The 15,292-nt window shown below is 74.0% G+C and carries 15 protein-coding genes; 6 read left to right on the top strand and 9 right to left on the bottom strand.

The genetic code is table 11. From position 1 onward, the window contains the following. Positions 1-438: 438 nt before the first annotated feature. Together ACZ4U4_RS05445 and ACZ4U4_RS05440 are read left to right on the top strand one after the other, a co-directional pair. Positions 439-1,209, top strand: a complete 771-nt coding sequence (locus ACZ4U4_RS05445) for a GNAT family N-acetyltransferase (protein WP_467869176.1) — start codon at positions 439-441, stop codon at positions 1,207-1,209. A 69-nt stretch (positions 1,210-1,278) separates the two neighbouring features. After that, positions 1,279-1,602, top strand: coding sequence for a putative quinol monooxygenase (locus ACZ4U4_RS05440; protein ID WP_467869174.1), 324 nt, complete (start codon positions 1,279-1,281; stop codon positions 1,600-1,602). 70 nt (positions 1,603-1,672) lie between these two features. Here the strand turns inward: ACZ4U4_RS05440 and ACZ4U4_RS05435 are convergent, their stop codons facing one another. After that, on the bottom strand, positions 1,673-1,906 hold the full coding sequence (locus ACZ4U4_RS05435) for a DUF6296 family protein (RefSeq protein WP_467869778.1): 234 nt from the start codon (positions 1,904-1,906) through the stop codon (positions 1,673-1,675). A 118-nt stretch (positions 1,907-2,024) separates the two neighbouring features. Here ACZ4U4_RS05435 and ACZ4U4_RS05430 point away from each other — a divergent pair, with 118 nt between their 5' ends. Next, on the top strand, positions 2,025-2,561 hold the full coding sequence (locus ACZ4U4_RS05430; protein WP_467869172.1) for a hypothetical protein: 537 nt from the start codon (positions 2,025-2,027) through the stop codon (positions 2,559-2,561). A gap of 24 nt (positions 2,562-2,585) precedes the next feature. Here ACZ4U4_RS05430 and ACZ4U4_RS05425 read toward each other — a convergent pair whose 3' ends face one another. From ACZ4U4_RS05425 to ACZ4U4_RS05415, 3 genes are all read right to left on the bottom strand, one after another. Further along, entirely contained in the window at positions 2,586-3,140 is a 555-nt protein-coding gene (locus ACZ4U4_RS05425; protein WP_467869170.1) for a GNAT family N-acetyltransferase, read from the bottom strand. A gap of 61 nt (positions 3,141-3,201) precedes the next feature. Then, positions 3,202-4,590, bottom strand: a complete 1,389-nt coding sequence (locus ACZ4U4_RS05420; RefSeq protein ID WP_467869168.1) for a hypothetical protein — start codon at positions 4,588-4,590, stop codon at positions 3,202-3,204. A gap of 166 nt (positions 4,591-4,756) precedes the next feature. After that, positions 4,757-5,383, bottom strand: coding sequence for a TetR/AcrR family transcriptional regulator (locus ACZ4U4_RS05415; RefSeq protein WP_467869166.1), 627 nt, complete (start codon positions 5,381-5,383; stop codon positions 4,757-4,759). A gap of 111 nt (positions 5,384-5,494) precedes the next feature. Here ACZ4U4_RS05415 and ACZ4U4_RS05410 point away from each other — a divergent pair, with 111 nt between their 5' ends. Together ACZ4U4_RS05410 and ACZ4U4_RS05405 are read left to right on the top strand one after the other, a co-directional pair. Then, positions 5,495-6,685 (top strand): cytochrome P450, encoded by a 1,191-nt coding sequence (locus tag ACZ4U4_RS05410; RefSeq protein ID WP_467869164.1) that lies wholly within the window; start codon positions 5,495-5,497, stop codon positions 6,683-6,685. A 4-nt stretch (positions 6,686-6,689) separates the two neighbouring features. Continuing rightward, entirely contained in the window at positions 6,690-6,908 is a 219-nt protein-coding gene (locus ACZ4U4_RS05405; protein ID WP_467869162.1) for a ferredoxin, read from the top strand. A gap of 120 nt (positions 6,909-7,028) precedes the next feature. Here ACZ4U4_RS05405 and ACZ4U4_RS05400 read toward each other — a convergent pair whose 3' ends face one another. After that, positions 7,029-7,541 (bottom strand): DinB family protein, encoded by a 513-nt coding sequence (locus ACZ4U4_RS05400; protein WP_467869160.1) that lies wholly within the window; start codon positions 7,539-7,541, stop codon positions 7,029-7,031. A 442-nt stretch (positions 7,542-7,983) separates the two neighbouring features. Between ACZ4U4_RS05400 and ACZ4U4_RS05395 the strand changes: the two genes are divergently transcribed. Continuing rightward, positions 7,984-9,645 (top strand): ABC-F family ATP-binding cassette domain-containing protein, encoded by a 1,662-nt coding sequence (locus tag ACZ4U4_RS05395; RefSeq protein WP_467869158.1) that lies wholly within the window; start codon positions 7,984-7,986, stop codon positions 9,643-9,645. 186 nt (positions 9,646-9,831) lie between these two features. On the opposite strand, the gene ACZ4U4_RS05390 is transcribed toward ACZ4U4_RS05395, so the two are convergent. From ACZ4U4_RS05390 to ACZ4U4_RS05375, 4 genes are all read right to left on the bottom strand, one after another. Beyond that, complete coding sequence (locus ACZ4U4_RS05390; protein WP_467869156.1) at positions 9,832-11,055, bottom strand: cytochrome P450; 1,224 nt, start codon at positions 11,053-11,055, stop codon at positions 9,832-9,834. Positions 11,056-11,307: 252 nt separating this feature from the next. Continuing rightward, positions 11,308-11,955 carry a TetR/AcrR family transcriptional regulator gene (locus ACZ4U4_RS05385; protein WP_467869154.1) on the bottom strand — a complete coding sequence of 216 codons (648 nt, stop codon included), beginning with the start codon at positions 11,953-11,955 and terminating at the stop codon, positions 11,308-11,310. A gap of 70 nt (positions 11,956-12,025) precedes the next feature. After that, a complete protein-coding gene (locus ACZ4U4_RS05380; RefSeq protein ID WP_467869152.1) occupies positions 12,026-13,273 on the bottom strand; it encodes an MFS transporter in 1,248 nt (415 codons plus the stop codon). 383 nt (positions 13,274-13,656) lie between these two features. Then, positions 13,657-14,718, bottom strand: a complete 1,062-nt coding sequence (locus ACZ4U4_RS05375) for a type III polyketide synthase (protein WP_467869150.1) — start codon at positions 14,716-14,718, stop codon at positions 13,657-13,659. Positions 14,719-15,292 lie beyond the last annotated feature (574 nt).

Genomic DNA, 15,292 nt, shown 5'->3' with positions numbered 1-15,292 from the left:
CCCCAGCGTCCACCGGATGCGATCTTCGCGACAAGCGCGGGAGGGGCGCGAATCGGCCACGGTGGCGGGGGCGACGGGCCGGGTGCGGGCCCCGTGCGGACCCGACTGCCGAGCCCTCCCGCCGGGACCGCCGACGGCCGCCGGACCGGGTCCGGGCCGACCCCCGCGGCGGCGGCCCCGCGCCCCCGTCCGATGGCCGTCGCGACTGTCCGCCTGTACTTCCGTGGTCACGGTGCGGCCCGCCCTGCGAAGGCGAGGCGATCATGCGGTCTCGTGGAGTTGCGCCGGGGCCGGGTCGGTGTGCGAGAGTGGACGACCCGTCGGCCGGGCGCGCGTAGGCGCTGCCCCCGACGAACCCCCCAACTTCCAGATCCGGCCCGCTCCGGTCGCGCCCGCGCGCGCCCGGGGGCGCGCCCTCCCCACGTACCTGAGAGAGCTATGCAGGCAACGACACCCGCTCCCCGCACCACGGACCCGCTCGGTCAGGGTCTGGAGTCGCAGGCCGGTACCGCTCTGCTGCGCTTCGGCGTCGCGCGGCGGCGGCCGGCCGACCGGATCAGCTGGAGCGGCACCGGCGCCGCGGCCTGGCTCGACCGCGCACAGGTGATGAGCGTCGGGGACCCGGACGCCGCCGCCGGACTCGTCCTGCGCGCCGCGCACGGGCTGCCCGACCGGGTGCGGGAGTTCACCGTGCCGCGCGGCTCCGACGTGCTGGTCGGCCGGCACCTCCCGGTGACCGACGCCGTCGAGTGGGTCTTCCGCTGGACGGAACAGGAGCCGCCCCCGCACGCCGCGGAGGACCGGGTCCAGGCGCTGGACGCCACCCACCACGACGAGCTGCGCGCCTTCCTCGCCGAGCACAGCCCCGCCCACTCCACCGGCCCCGGCTCCCGCGACGTCCGCCTCTGGGCCGGCATCCGCGACGACGCCGGGCAGCTGGTGGCGTGCGGGGCGCTGAGCCGGCTGCGGGACAGCGGCGCACCGCTCATGGTCTCCGTCGCCACCGACGCGGCCCGGCGCGGCGAGGGCCTGGGCGCCGCGCTCACCTCCTGGCTGACCCGGCACGCGGTCCGCAGCCACGGCGTCTGCACCCTGTGGCAGCTCGGCGGCAACGCCCCCGCCGAACGGCTCTACGACCGTCTCGGCTACCGCACCGGTGACCCCTGCGTCACGGCACGGATCGCGCCTGCGGCGCCACTGGCTGCCTGAACCGCCGACGCATCTCCGGCGGGCCGGACCCGCTGATCCCGCCCGCCGGAGATGACCTAGAATCGCCGAATGATCTTTATTGTTGTGAAGTTTCCGGTGAAGCCCGAATACGCCGAGGCGTGGCCGCAGCACGTGGCCGCGTTCACCGAGGCGACCCGCGCCGAGCCCGGCAACCTCTGGTTCGAGTGGTCCCGCAATGTCGAGGACCCGCTGTCCTACACCCTCGTCGAGGCGTTCCAGGACGACGCCGCCGAGGCCCACGTCAACTCCGACCACTTCCGCGCCGGTCTGGAGACCATGCGCCCGATGCTGCGGCACACCCCCGAGATCGTGAGCACCTCGATCGAGGGCGCCAACGGCTGGAGCGCCATGGGCGAGCTGGTCATCGACTGACACCCGTCCATGTCGCGGCCGCCGTACGGGGGACCCCGCTGGGCGGGCCGCAATCCGTACGGCGTCCGGGTCAGAACGGCTTCAGGGCGCGGGCCAGGAGCGGTACGCCGATCTCCTGGTGCCCGCCGCTGGCCAGCATCCGGACCTCACCGCGGTCGCTGATCTCGGCGCGGACGATGCCCGTCTCGTCCTCGTAGACCGGGAATCCGCCCGCCCCGGCGGCCGCGGTGCGCCGGACGACCACCACGTCGTCGGCGACCGCCGACGACTGGAACACCAGCTCAAAGGCTTCCGGGTACTCCATGGCTGCCTCTTCGGCGATGCGCGGTGCTTCTTGGTCTTCCATCGTCTCGCACCCCGGACCGCGGCGCCCGGCGGGAGGGCCTCCGACGCGTGCTCCCGCCTCGGTATCGTGGCGCCCCATGGGGGACAACAGCACACTGTGGACCTTGGCCATCGCCGTGGTGACGGGCGGCACCGCGGTGCTCGCGAGCTGGGTGACCGGCCGCGGCAGCGCCCGCGCCGCCGCCATCCAGGCGGAGACCGCCGCCCGTACGCAGCGCGCCGAGCGGCTGCGCGAGAGCCGCCGCACCGCCTATCTCGACCTCATCGAGCAGGCCCACCGCATGGGCGAGCTGTACTGGGAGACCTCCGCCCTCCTGCGCCACCCCGACTCCCCCGAGCGCCTCGAAACCCTCCGCGAACTGCACGACCGCGAGATCGCGGAGTACGCCCGCATCCGCCGCTGCGCCCGCATCGTCGAACTGGAGGGCCCGCCCGAGGCCGCCGCCGCGGCCCTCGCCCTCCAGAAGGCGACCGGCCCCTTCTACACCGGCGTCACCGCCGAACTCGCCGGAGACCCCACCGGCCGCGACCACCTGGACGCCGCCTACAGCCCCTTCTGGCAGTCCCTGGAACACTTCGTGGACGCGGCGCGAACGGCGCACCAGCGGGAGTGACCCGGCGCAGCCGGACGGCGCGCATCAGTCCACGTCCACCGGGTGCAGCCGGGCGAATTCACCGGCCAGCAGGCCCATCACGACGAGATCCTGATGGCGTCCGGCGAGGAAGACGTGGTCCCGGAGGCGGCCTTCCTCGACGAAGCCGAGCCTGCGGTGGAGCGCCAGGGACGCCGCGTTGTCCGCGAAGATCCGTACCTCGCACTTGTGGTAGCGCCGCTCGGCGAAGAAGAAACGCAGCAACAGCACCGCCGCCTCGTGCGCATACCCCTTGCGCCGGTGACCGGCCTCCAGCGTGACGCCGTACTCGAACCGTCCCGCGTGCGGATCGGCGTACGACGCGCCGACGGCGCCGACCGTCTCCCCCGTGTCCAGGGCCTCGATCACCAGCCGGAAGCAGTCGCCCTCGGCCGCGGTGGCCTGCTCCCGCGCCCCGGCACGGAAGCTCTCGGCGGAGCGCGGCGGACGCAGTACGTCGCCCGCCCGTTCCTCGTCGGCGGCGAAGCGCCGGAACGCCGGCCAGTCGCCGGGCTCGATGGCGCGCAGCCGTATCCGCTGTCCGGTCCAGAAGGAAGTCATCCCGTATCCGACCACGGCGCGGCGCACGGTGCCGGCCCTTCGTCGGCCGGACCGGGCGCCCCTACCCGGCCGCCCCCTCCCGGCGCGCCAGCAGCTCCCGGGCCGTGTGGGTCCGCGGGTGCCAGGGGCCGTACGCGTTCTCGCAGGCCGCGGCGGCCTCCGTGGCCAGGCGGTCGGCGTCGGCGGGGGTGGGCTTCGGGGGTCTGCTGACGGTGGCGTCGAGGAAGCGGACGACGGGGGCGGGGAACATGCCCACGGCGCGGGTGCGGCCGGGGCCGTCCTCGGCCAGGCCGCGTATCGCCTCGTCGGCCAGTTCGGCGTGGGTGAGGCGGATGAGGGCTGCCGCGCGGGGGTGGTCGCGCGCCAGGGCCTCGGCGTCGCGGAAGGTCAGGGCGTCGTGGAGCAGGGACAGCGCCTCGGTCCACAGGCGCTGGCGGGCGCGCGAGCGGGCGCGGTGGAGTTGGGTGAGGATCCGCGCCGGGTGGGCGGCGCCCAGAATCCGCCAGTACAGCCCGGTGGCGGAGTGCAGCAGCCGCTCACTCTCCGCGTACCGGCGCTGCCCGTGCAGCGCCTCGGCGAGCACGGTCAGCACATCGGCGGCCTGCACCAGCACATCGCCGTCGGCGACGGAGAGCTTGCCGGTGAAGGGCCCCTCGGCGTTCTCCCGCAGCAGCTCGCCCAGGGACGGACCGGTGTTTCCGGCCAGGGTCAGACCGCGGGCGGTCACCGCCGCGTCCGCGCGGGCCAGCACCGGCCGCAGCACCGTCTCGGCCTCGGCGTGCTCACCGCAGCGCACCCGGAGACGGCCCAGGGCCAGGGCGTCGGCGAGGCCCTCGCCCGCCGGGCAGACCACGATCCGCTCGGCGAACGGCAGCGCCGCCTCGTACGCGCCGCACCGCTCGTAGCCGTCCCGCAGGCGCCGGGCCGCCGCGACCGGTGCGGGCCGTGTGGCCCCGGAGCGCCACAGGAGGGCGCGGACGTGCGGTGCGAACAGCGGGAGTTCGGCGGCGTCGGCGCTGCGCAGGAGGGCGCGGTCCAGGAGCGCGGCGGCCCAGGCGTCGAGCGCGGGCCGCGCCGGGCCGCCGGGCCGGGCGACGGGCGGCAGCAGACAGCGGACCGGGCCGTGCGCCGTGCCCCGCGGCGCCGTCGGTGGGGCCGCGGGCACGTCCTCGACGGCGAGCGCGGCGACCGCCCCGGCCACGGCCGCGGGCGCGGGGCCGGGATCCGGCAGCGGCACGGCGGCCAGCGCCTGCGGGTCCAGGGCGTGCGCGGGCAGCGGCGCCTCGGTGAACCCGGCCAGCAGCTCCCCGGGCTCCGGCGGGGGCCCGGCCGCCACCGTGCCGTCCGGCTCCGGTGCCGGAGCGGCGTAGGTGATGTGCAGGTCCCGGCCCGCCTGATGGACGCGCCCGCCCTCACACGCCTCGGCCCGGAAAGATCCTCCGTCGCCCATCTCCGCCCCCTGATGCTCCGCCGATCCGCCTCCAGGTTAGGGCGCACCGGTGACAGTCCACCGTACGAACGCCCCGCGCTGCCGCGGATGTTGCGCGTACGGGGCGACGGGCCCCGTGGCGCAAGCCGCACAAGGCGCGGGCCGCCGGGCGGCGCCCGCCCCGCCGTCAACGCCCCCCGGGATCCGGCCGCGGATCTCCCTCCGGCGGCGGCATTCCGTCCAGCAGCTGTCCGAGCAGGCCCAGGACCAGCCCGCAGACCGCGTCCGGGTCGGCGCTCGCCAGGGGCTCGCGGCCGACGACCACGCGCATGATGCCGATGCCCAGCAGCCACGCCATGGCGAGGTCGGCGCGGAGCGCCGCGTCCTCGGCGCCGGAGAGCGTGGCCAGCACGTCCACGTACTGCTCCCCCAGCGCCTTCACCGTCTCCGAGCCGTCGTCGGCGCTGCCGAGGGAGCGCAGATAGACCGCGAGGGAACGGTCGTGGGGCTCCTTGTCGTGGTGGGTGAGCATGCCGCGCAGCATCGTCTCGAACAGCTTCTCCGGGGGTGTGGTCCGCAGCTGCTCCTGGCCGTTGTGTGCCATCACCTCCGTCAGCAAGGCACTTTTCGAGCCGAAATACCGGAACAGCAACGCCTGGTTGGCGCCGGCCCGGTCCGCGATGTCCCGCACGGTCGCGGCGTCGTAACCGCGCTCGGCGAACAGGTCGGCGGCCGCCTCCAGCAGTCTGCGGCGGGTGGCCTGGGCGTCTCTTCTCCGGGGTGAACCGGCCGGTACATCGGCGGAGTTCGCCATGGTGCTCCTTTCCGGACGGCCCGTCAGGATAACGGCCGTAACCGGTCGTTGACCGTCCGCGGACCGGCGTCCTAACGTTTGTAAGCAGGTGCTTACACAAGGGAGGTCACCGTGACCACAGCTGACACAGCACCCCTCTCCTATCCCTTCAACACCGCTGACAACCTGTCGCTGTCCGAGGCGTACGAGGAGGCCCGCAACCGCCCCGGTCTGTTGCAGGTCCGCATGGCCTACGGGGAGCCCGCCTGGCTGGTGACGCGGTACGCCGAAGCCCGCTTCGTCCTCGGTGACCAGCGGTTCAGCCGCGCGCTGGGGATCGAGCGCGACGAGCCGCGGCAGTCCGAGGGCAGCCGCAACAGCGGCATCCTCAGCATGGACCCGCCCGAGCACACCCGGCTGCGGTCGCTGGTGGCGAAGGCGTTCACCGTCCGCCAGGTGGAGAAACTCCGGCCACAGGTCAAGGAGTTGACCGGCCAGTTGCTCGACGAACTGGAGGACGCCGGGCCGCCCGCCGACCTGGTGGACCGCTATGCGCTGCCGATCCCGGTCGCCGTCATCTGCCGGATGCTGGGCGTGCCCGTCGAGGACCGGCCGAAGTTCCGCGCCTGGAGCGATGCGGCCCTGTCGACCAGTTCGCTGACGGCGGAGGAGTTCGAGGCCAATCGCGAGGAACTCCGCGCCTATATGGGGAAGTTGATCGACGAGCACCGCAGGCATCCGCAGGACGACCTGATGACGGCGCTCATCGACGCGCGGGACGCCGGGGACCGCCTCTCCGAGCTGGAGCTGGTCGACCTCTGTGTCGGCATCCTCGTCGCCGGACACGAGACGACCGCGACGCAGATCCCCAATTTCGTTCTCACCCTGCTCGAACACCCCGAGGAGCTGGCCCGGCTGCGGGAGCAGCCGGAGCTGATGGCCGGTGCGGTGGAGGAGCTGCTGCGGTTCGTGCCGCTGGGCAGCGGCGCGGGCCAGCCGCGGTACGCCACCGAGGACATCGAGGTCGGCGGCACGCTGGTGCGCGCCGGTACGCCGGTGCTGGTCGCGGTGGGCGCCGCCAACCGCGATGCGCTCCGCTTCTCCTCCCCCGGCACCCTGGACTTCACCCGGACCGGCAACCAACACCTCGGTTTCGGCCACGGCGTCCACCACTGCCTGGGCGCGCCGCTGGCCCGGCTGGAGCTCCAGGAGGCGCTGGGCGCGTTGATCACCCGCTTCCCGGGGCTGCATGTCGCGGGCGATGTGGAGTGGAAGACCGAGATGCTGGTACGCGGGCCGCGCGTGCTGCCGGTGGGGTGGTGAGCCGATGAGCCGACAGGTGGAGGTGGACCCGCTGCGCTGCATCGGCTCCGGCATCTGCGCCGGAACCGCCCCCGAACTCTTCGTCCTCGACGGGCCCCGCTCCCGGCCGGTGCACGACGAGATCGACGGGGACGACGAGTTGGTCCTGGACGCCGCGGACATGTGCCCGGCGATGGCCATCACCGTCCGGGAGAACGGTCGCACGATCGCGCCCCGCGACTGACCGGGCCGCCCCGGGGCGCCACGGCCCCCGGGGCGGCGGTCCCGGTGCGCCTCCGGCCTTCGGGGGCGCGCCGGGCGGCCGCGTTCCCGGATGCCGTGGCGACGCCGCGCCGGGCGTCCGTCAGATGCCCGTCCGGCCGTCGATGCGCTCGCGGATGAGGTCGGCGTGGCCGCAGTGGCGGGCGTACTCCGCGATCAGGTGGGTGTGTATCCAGCGGAGGGTGACGCGGGCCTCGCCCAGGGAGCCGGTGTCGTCCAGGGAACGGGTGGCGCAGACGCGCCGGGCGTGCTCGACCTCGGCCTGCCACAGCGCGACCGCGACCGCGTAGGACGCCTTCCCGGCGCCGCCGAAGCCGCCGCTCATGCCGTCGGAACCGGCGTCCTCGGGGAACAGGTCGGGGACGTCCTCCCCGGCGAGGACGCGGCGGAACCAGTGCCGCTCGACCTCGGCCAGATGCCGGACGAGGCCGACGAGGGTGAGCGGCGAGGGCGGCGCGGAGGCGGTGCGCAGCTGCTCCTCGTCGAGCCCCGCGCACTTGCCGGCGAGGGTGGCGCGGTAGAAGTCGAGCCAGCTGGTCAGGGACGTCCGCTCGTCGGCGTCCATCGGAGGGGTGACGCGTTCGGAAGTGCTCATGCCCGCATCGTGGCACGGGGGTCTGACAGCGCGCGGGGGCTGTGGACAGCGGCGGCGGGGAGGCGACGCGGCCGACGGGACGGGCCGCGGCGGAGCCTGGGCCCCATCGCCGACCGCGCCCGCGCCGCTCGGCCCCTCACCATCCGCCCGCCGGTAAATCCCGATGCGGCCCGCTCCGGGCTGAGGTACCGTTCACGGGTCCTGTTGTCTCCGATAGAGGTGGACGTTGCGCATCTGAGGTCTGCGACCATCGCGCGGTACGGCCCTGCCGTACGCCTGTCACGCCGTGCCGGCACTCTGCCGCCCGTGACCTCGCGCGGATGCGACCTCGGTGCATGAACCGTCCTTCCTTGCCAGGACCGCACCCCTCCCTCCCCGGCCGGTCGCCGCGTGGTGCTCGCCTACGACGCCCCCGTTCCTGCGTGCAGACTGCGAGAAAACCATGTCCCGACCCCCCGCTCCCCAAGCCTCGGTGACCTGCTCCGGCGTGACATTCCGCTGGCCCGACGGCAGTACCGTCCTCGACCGGCTCTCCTTCGTCATCGGCCGGGGCCGCACCGGTCTCGTCGGCGACAACGGCACCGGCAAGTCCACGCTGCTGCGGCTGCTGGCCGGGCAACTGCGCCCCGCCGAGGGCACGGTGAGCGTCGCCGGCACCCTCGGCTACCTCCCGCAGAACCTCACCCTCGACACCGGTCTGCGGGTCGAGGCCGCCCTCGGTATCGCCGACCGGCGCGCCGCGCTGCGCGCCATCGAGTCCGGCGACACCGACGAGGCGCACTTCACCACGCTCGGCGACGACTGGGACATCGAGGAACGCGCCCTGGCGATGCTGGGCTCGTTGGGCCTCGGCTCGCTCGATCTCGACCGTACGGTCGGCGAGATGTCCGGCGGCGAGACCGTCCTGCTGCGGCTGGCCGCGCTGCTCCTCGACCGCCCCGATGTGCTGCTGCTGGACGAGCCGACCAACAATCTCGACGTGTTCGCGCGGCGGCGGCTCCACGAGGCCGTCGCCTCCTGGCGTTCCGGCGCGCTGATCGTGGTCAGCCACGACCGGGAGCTGCTGGAGCGGATGGACAAGATCGCCGAACTTCGCTCCACCGCCGTGACCTGGTACGGCGGCGGCTGGTCCGCCTACCGGGAGGCGGTCGACGCCCAACAGGACGCGGCGGCCCGGACGTTGCGCACCGCCGAGGCGGATGTGCGCAGGCAGCAGCGGGAGCTGGAGGAGAGCCGCGTCAAGGCGGCCCGGCGCCGCCGGCAGAGTGCCAAGCTGGACGCCCAGCGGCGTGCGCCGCGCATCGTCGCCGGGGAGCGCAAGCGCTCCGCCCAGGAGTCCGCCGACCGGGTCCGCGGCATCCACGAGGACCGTCTCCAGGAGGCGCGGGAGCGGCGCGAGGAGGCCGCGGACGCGATCCGGGACGACGCCGAGATCCGGGTGGACCTGCCGCACACGGCGGTGCCCGCGGGCCGTACGGTGCTGCGTCTGACGGCGCTGCGCCCGCGCCACGGCCTGCTGCGGGAGGGTGATCTGGAGGTGCGCGGGCCGGAGCGCATCGCGCTGATCGGCCGGAACGGCGCCGGGAAGACGACGCTGCTGCGCACCCTGGCCGGGCAGGTGGAACCGCTGTCCGGTGAGGCCCGGACGTTCGTCCCGCTGCGCTTCCTGCCGCAGCGCCTGGACATCCTGGACGACGACCTGAGCGTGGCGCGGAACGCGGCCCGTACGGCGCCCGGTGTCACCGACAACGCGCTGCGGTCGCAGCTGGCGCGGTTCCTGTTCAAGGGGGCCCGGGCGGAGGCGCTGGTGGGCACGTTGTCCGGCGGGGAGCGGTTCCGGGCCGCGCTCGCCGCGACGATGCTCGCCACACCCGCCCCGCAGCTGCTGATGCTGGACGAGCCGACCAACAACCTGGATCTTTCCGGGGTACGGCAGCTCACCGCCGCCCTCGCGTCCTACCGGGGCGCGCTGATGATCGCCGGACACGATCTGCCGTTCCTGGAGTCCCTCGGCATCACCCGCTGGCTCTTCGTCGGCGAGACCCTGGAGGAGACCACGGCGGAGGAGGTAAAAGCCCTGTTGGAGACGGCGGAGTCGGTGTGAGGGTGCCGGTGACACGGGGCCGCGGGCGGCTCGGCGGAGGGGGCGCGGCCCGGCGGGCGTGCGCCCCTCCGGCGCCGTTCGCCCGCTCGGCGCCCGCCTCTCCCCCGCACGCCCCCTCCCGCGCGGCCGCTGCCCGACCGCCCCTGGGCGGCCCCGGGGCACCGCGCCGCGCCGGGGCCGCCCGCCTCACCAGGTGACCGGCAGGGCGTGCACCCCGTACACCGACCCGTCGTGCTTGAACGCGAGGTCGTCGCGGTCGGCGGCCAGGCGCAGGGTGGGGATGCGCCGGTGGAGGGTGCTGTGGACGACCTGCAGCTCGATACGGGCCAGGGTCTGCCCGAGGCACTGGTGGACGCCGAAGCCGAAGGCGAGGTGGCGGCGGGAGTCGCGGGCGAGGTCGAGCCGGTCGGGGTCGGGGAAGACGTCCGGGTCGCGGTTGGCGAGGTCGTTGGCGAGGACGACGCCCTCGCCCGCCCGGAGGGTCTGGCCGGCGATCTCGATGTCCTCCAGGACGGCGCGGCGGCGCCCGCTGTGGGTGATGGTGAGGTACCGCAGCAGCTCCTCCACGGCGGAGGCGACGACCTTCGGGTCGTCGGTGTCGCGTACCAGGGCGAGCTGCTCGGGGTTCTCCAGCAGGGCGAGGGTGCCCAGCGCGATCATGTTGGCGGTGGTCTCGTGCCCGGCGAGCAGCAGCAGTACGCCCGTCTCGGCGGCCTGTTCCCGGGTCAGCTCCCCCGCCTCGACCCGTCCGACCAGCCCGGACAGCAGATCGGCGGGGCCCGCGGTCTTCCGGGCGAGCAGCCCGTCGAGGTAGCCGGTCAGGTGGGCGTGGGCGGCGGTCCGCTGCTCCGGTTCGACGGTGCGGCTGATAAGTATCCGGCTGTTTTCCTGAAAGAAATCGTGGTCGGCGTAGGGCACCCCGAGCAGTTCGCAGATGACGAGCGAGGGCACCGGCAGCGCGAAGCGGGCGACGAGGTCGGCGGGGGCGGGCCCGGCGAGGAGTTCGTCGAGGAAGGTGTCCACGATCCGCTGGATGGTGGGCCGCATCGCCTCCATCCGGCGGACCGTGAACGGTGCCGTCACCATCCGCCGCAGCCGGTTGTGCTCGGGGTCGTCCATCAGGATGAAGCTCATCCGCGCGCTCCCGGTGACGGGCGCGGAGGCGGGGTAGCCGGGCCGCATGATGTCCGCGCTGACCCGCGGGTCGGCCAGCAGGGCGCGCTGGTCGGCATGGCGGGTCACCAGCCAGGGCGTGCTGCCGTCCCACAGCCGGACCCGGGTGAGCGGCCCTTGCCGCTGCGCCTCCCGCAGCCCGGGCGGCGGGTCGAAGGGGCACCCGGCCGCCCGGTCCATCGGGAACGCGGGGATCTGGCCCGGGGTCGTGCCGTGCGGGGCTGCGGTACCGGTCATGTGTCGCTCCTCGTCTGCCCGCCCGGACGGGCCGACGGTCGGCTCCGGTGCGGTACGTATCGGCGGTGCGTGGTGGGGCGTCGGGTGCACGGAGGGCGGGCGGGCCGGCCCCCGGCCCGGCGAGCGGACGCCCCCGGAGAGCGGTCGGTTGGCCCGACTGCCCTGGGGCGCACCTGGCGGACCGGTCACCCAGGGACGACGCCAGGCGGGCCGCCCCAGGGGGACGCCGTCTCCTGAACGCCCCGGGGGACGTCAGCCGCTCGGTGTCACCGGTGCGGTCCACAGGCCGACGATGGCGTCGATCAGTCCGGTGGCCGTGGTGTGCCAACTGCTGCGCACGGTGGCGGTGTTGTCGGCCAGGGCGCGCTCCCGTTCGGCGCAGGTGTGCACGATCAACTGCCGAGCCATCGCGCCCCGTTCGACATGGACCTCGGGCGGCAGGTCGGGCAGGCAGCGGTTCAGCCCCTCCAGGGTGCGCACCAGCGCCGGTGACCCGAGGGACTCCTCGGCGAAGACGTCCTGGAGCGCCGGGTCGGTCATCACCTGGGCGCAGCACCGCGCGAACCAGGTCGGGCTGCCCAGGGACGCCAGATGCGCCGTGGTGGGCCGCACCAGACAGCCGACCCAGGCGCCGATGTCCGCGGTGTCGTCCAGTGCGTCCACCCGGCGCGCCCGGTCCTCCTCGATGCGGCCCATGTGCTCCCGGGCGAGGGCGCGCACCAGATCGGTCTTGGTGCCGAAGTGGTAGCCGACCGCGGCGTTGTTGCCCTGGCCGGCGGCCTCGCTGACCTGCCGGTTGGAGACCGCGTAGACCCCTCGCTCGGCGAACAGCCGCTCCGCCGCGCACAGGATCCGCGCCCGTGTCACCTCCGCCTGACCGGCCCGCGCCGCCCCACGCATCCCGTCCCCTCCCGACCGATCACGCCCTGCTTCCGTGCCCGGTCAGGCAACCCGATCGGCACCACCCAAGTCAAGCAACTGACTTAAATTCGCGCTCCGTTGTCCCGGAGGCCGCGTCCTCGGCGGGGCGTGCCGCACGGCGCCCGACGGTGAGGACGAGCAGCGCGGCCACCACGCCCACGGCGGTGAGCACCAGCCACGCCGGGCCGAACCCCGCGCGGGTGACGAGCCACCCGAAGAGCATCGGCCCGCAGGCCCCGCCCAGTGAGACACCCATCTGTGTGACGGCGGTGGCCCGCGCCGCCGCGGCCGGGAAGGAGACGCCCGCCACGTAGTGCAGCAGCCCGGCCCAGCCCCAGCCGCCACCGAAGGCGAGCAGCGCCCCGGCGACGGTGACGGCGACGCCGCCGTCCAGGGCGAGCAGCGACGTCCCGAGCGCACCGGCGGCGTACAGCTGCCAGAGCAGGGCGCGCGGGGCGTAGCGCCCCCGGTCCACCACGACGCCCGCCGCGAGCCGGACGGCGATGTTCACGACGGAACCGGCGGCGGCCAGAAACCCGGCCGTGGAGAGCGCCAGCCCTCCGTGGGTGCCGGAAGCGATCAGGAACCCTCCCAGAGAGTTCCCGACCATGGCACCGCACAGACCGGCTCCCGCCAGCCCCAGCAGCTGGGAATTCAGCCGCAGCGGCGGCGCGGCGGCACGCGCCGGGGCCGCGCCCCGCCCACCGCGCCGCACGCACAGCCCGAGGACGCCGTACAGCACGCAGACCACGGCGGCGGACACGAACACGGCGCGCCAGCCGTACGGCACGGCCAGCGCCGGGACGGCGACACTGCCCAGCAGGGTCGCCATGGGCACGGCGGCCTGCTTCAGTCCGAACGCGAAGCCCTGGACGCGGCGCGCGCAGTGCCGCATCAGCAGGGAGTTGGTGTGCGGCTGGCTGTAGCCGTAGACGAGGCCGCCGACCGCCGTCCCGGCCACCAGCCCGGCGCCGCCCGCCCAGGCACCGAGCGCCAGCCCCACCGCCGTCGCGCAACTCGCCACACCCACCGTGGTCTCCGCCGACACCGGCGCCTCGACCTTACGGCTCAGAAACGCGCCGAGCAGCGAGGCGAACCAGTAGACGGCCAGCAACAGCCCCGTATCGCCCGCATCCCAGCCCCGTTCACGATTGATCAACGTACTGGTGGCGCCGACGAGGAAAAGCGGCATCGAGGTGAGCACGGTGATGAGGGCCACCCCCGCCGCCGTCCCCATTCCGGTGGGCCGGGAAGCCTCGGCATCGTCCTGCGCGGGCACTGCTGTCGTCCGGCTCACGCCACTCTCCTGGCCTGGTGAGGAGGGGTACGGACCCCGGCGACCACCTGCCGGAGACATCATGGGAAGAACGAGAAGAACAGGAAGAACGGGAATTGCGGCGTGTGGAAATCCCTCATGAAAGAAAAAGGAAAGGGGCGAACCCGCCTTCCCCGCAAACGCTCTCATCCCGAATTCCGGAACCCGCTTCCCGCCTCACCCTACCGAGCGCGAAAGGCGAGCGTAAATTACCGCTCGTCATGACGGATGCGCGGGAAACATGGGTGCCCGGAGCCCGTACGCCCACGGCGCGGGCCCGCCGGAAGCCGGGCGGGGCGGTGCGAGGCAGTGGCGCACCGGCCCGCGGGCCACCGGGACGAGCCCGTCCGCGAACGCCCGGTTCCTCACGCCGTGTCGGACTCCGAGACCCAGGTGCCGAGGGAGATCTCGGCGGTGATGCCGGGCCCGAACCCGGCCATCAGCCCGCGGTCCCCGTCGAGGGCGGACCCCTCGTCGAACAGCCGGGCCATGGCGTCCAGCACCACGGCGCTGGCGATGTTGCCGTACTCGGTGAGCGTGGCCCGGCTGAAGCGGAACGCCCCCGGCGGCACGTCGAGGAAGTAGCTGAGGTCGTCGAGGATCCGCGGACCGCCGGCGTGGATGATGTAGAAGTCCATCTTCCCGGCGTTCCAGTCGTTCTCCTCGGCGGCGGCGCACAGCGCCGGAGCGAGCGGCTCCATCGTGCCCGGCACCCGCTTGTCCAGCTGGAAGTGGAACCCGGTGGACTTGACCGCGTACGAGATCCACGCCTCGGTGTTGGGGATGATGTACGAGCTGTTGCGCTCCAGGCGGATGCCGGTACCGCCCTGGCCCCGCAGGACGGCCGCGGCGATGCCGTCGCCGAACAGCCCGTTGGACAGCAGCGATCCGACGCCCAGGTCGGTCGGCTGGTAGCACAGCGAGCAGAACTCGCAGGCGACGATGAGGACGTTGGCGTCGGGGTAGGCCGTGCAGAAGTCGTGGGCCCGGTTGACGGCCGCTCCGCCCGCGGCACACCCGAGTTGGGCGATCGGCAGCTGCCGCGTCTCCGGCCGGAACCCCATGGCGTTGATCAGCCAGGAGGTGGCCGGCGGCATCATGAAGCCGGTGCAGGAGACGTAGATGATCAAGTCGATCTGCTGCGGCTCCAGTTCGGCGTCGTCGAGCGCGCGCCGCACCACGGCGGGCACCCGTTCCTTGGTCTGCTCCTCGTACACGATGCTGCGGGCGTCCATGCCCGGGTGGCGGAGCGTCTCCTCGATCGGCTGGATGAGGTGCCGCTTGCGTACTCCGGTGTGCTCGATCAGCCGGAGGACCAGTCCGAGTTGCGGATGGTCGGCATGCAACCGTTCCGCGAGTTCGAGTGTTTCCTCATTGGTGATGACATGCTCGGGTACTGCGATGGCCGGTTTGCAGAGAACCGCCATGGATCTCCTCCTAGCGGACGGTGCTCCACACGGCTGAGCCCAGCGGGGGGACGCGGGGTGTTCGCCGGCCGATGGCCGGCGCTGCGGCAGCGTATGCGCGGCAGGGCGCTCGGCGGGCCGCTGGCGTTGCGCGGCGCCGCGTCGTGCGTCCCCGGAAAGGGCGCGGACGGGCCGACCGCCGAAAGACCGCATTCTCGCCGTATGGGCAGTTGGTGGTGCGCCACACCGTGGTTGGCCCTCGGCATTACGTTACGGCAGCCAGGTGATGCCCGCATGTCGGCCGACGGGGCCCGTCCCGCACGGGCGGACGGCGGTTCACCTGGCCGCGCCGCGGGGCCTGACGCGGCATCCGGGGCGCCCGGGAGGCGGGGCGGCGGGCTGTTCCGCCGGGTGCGGGAGCGGGTGCGGCGCGGCGGGGCGGCGTTCCGGGGCCGGTTCCCGTTCGGCGGCTCCTGGGGTGCACACAGCGGTGGGGGGGGGGGGGGGGGGGGGGGGGGGTCAGGCCCGCCCCCCCCCCCCCCCCGCCGCCCCCCCCCCCCCACACACAACCCCCCCCCCCCCCCCCCCCCCCGCC

It is taken from the genome of Streptomyces sp. NPDC029159, assembly GCF_055564055.1.
This window is presented reverse-complemented; position numbering and strand designations above follow the sequence as displayed.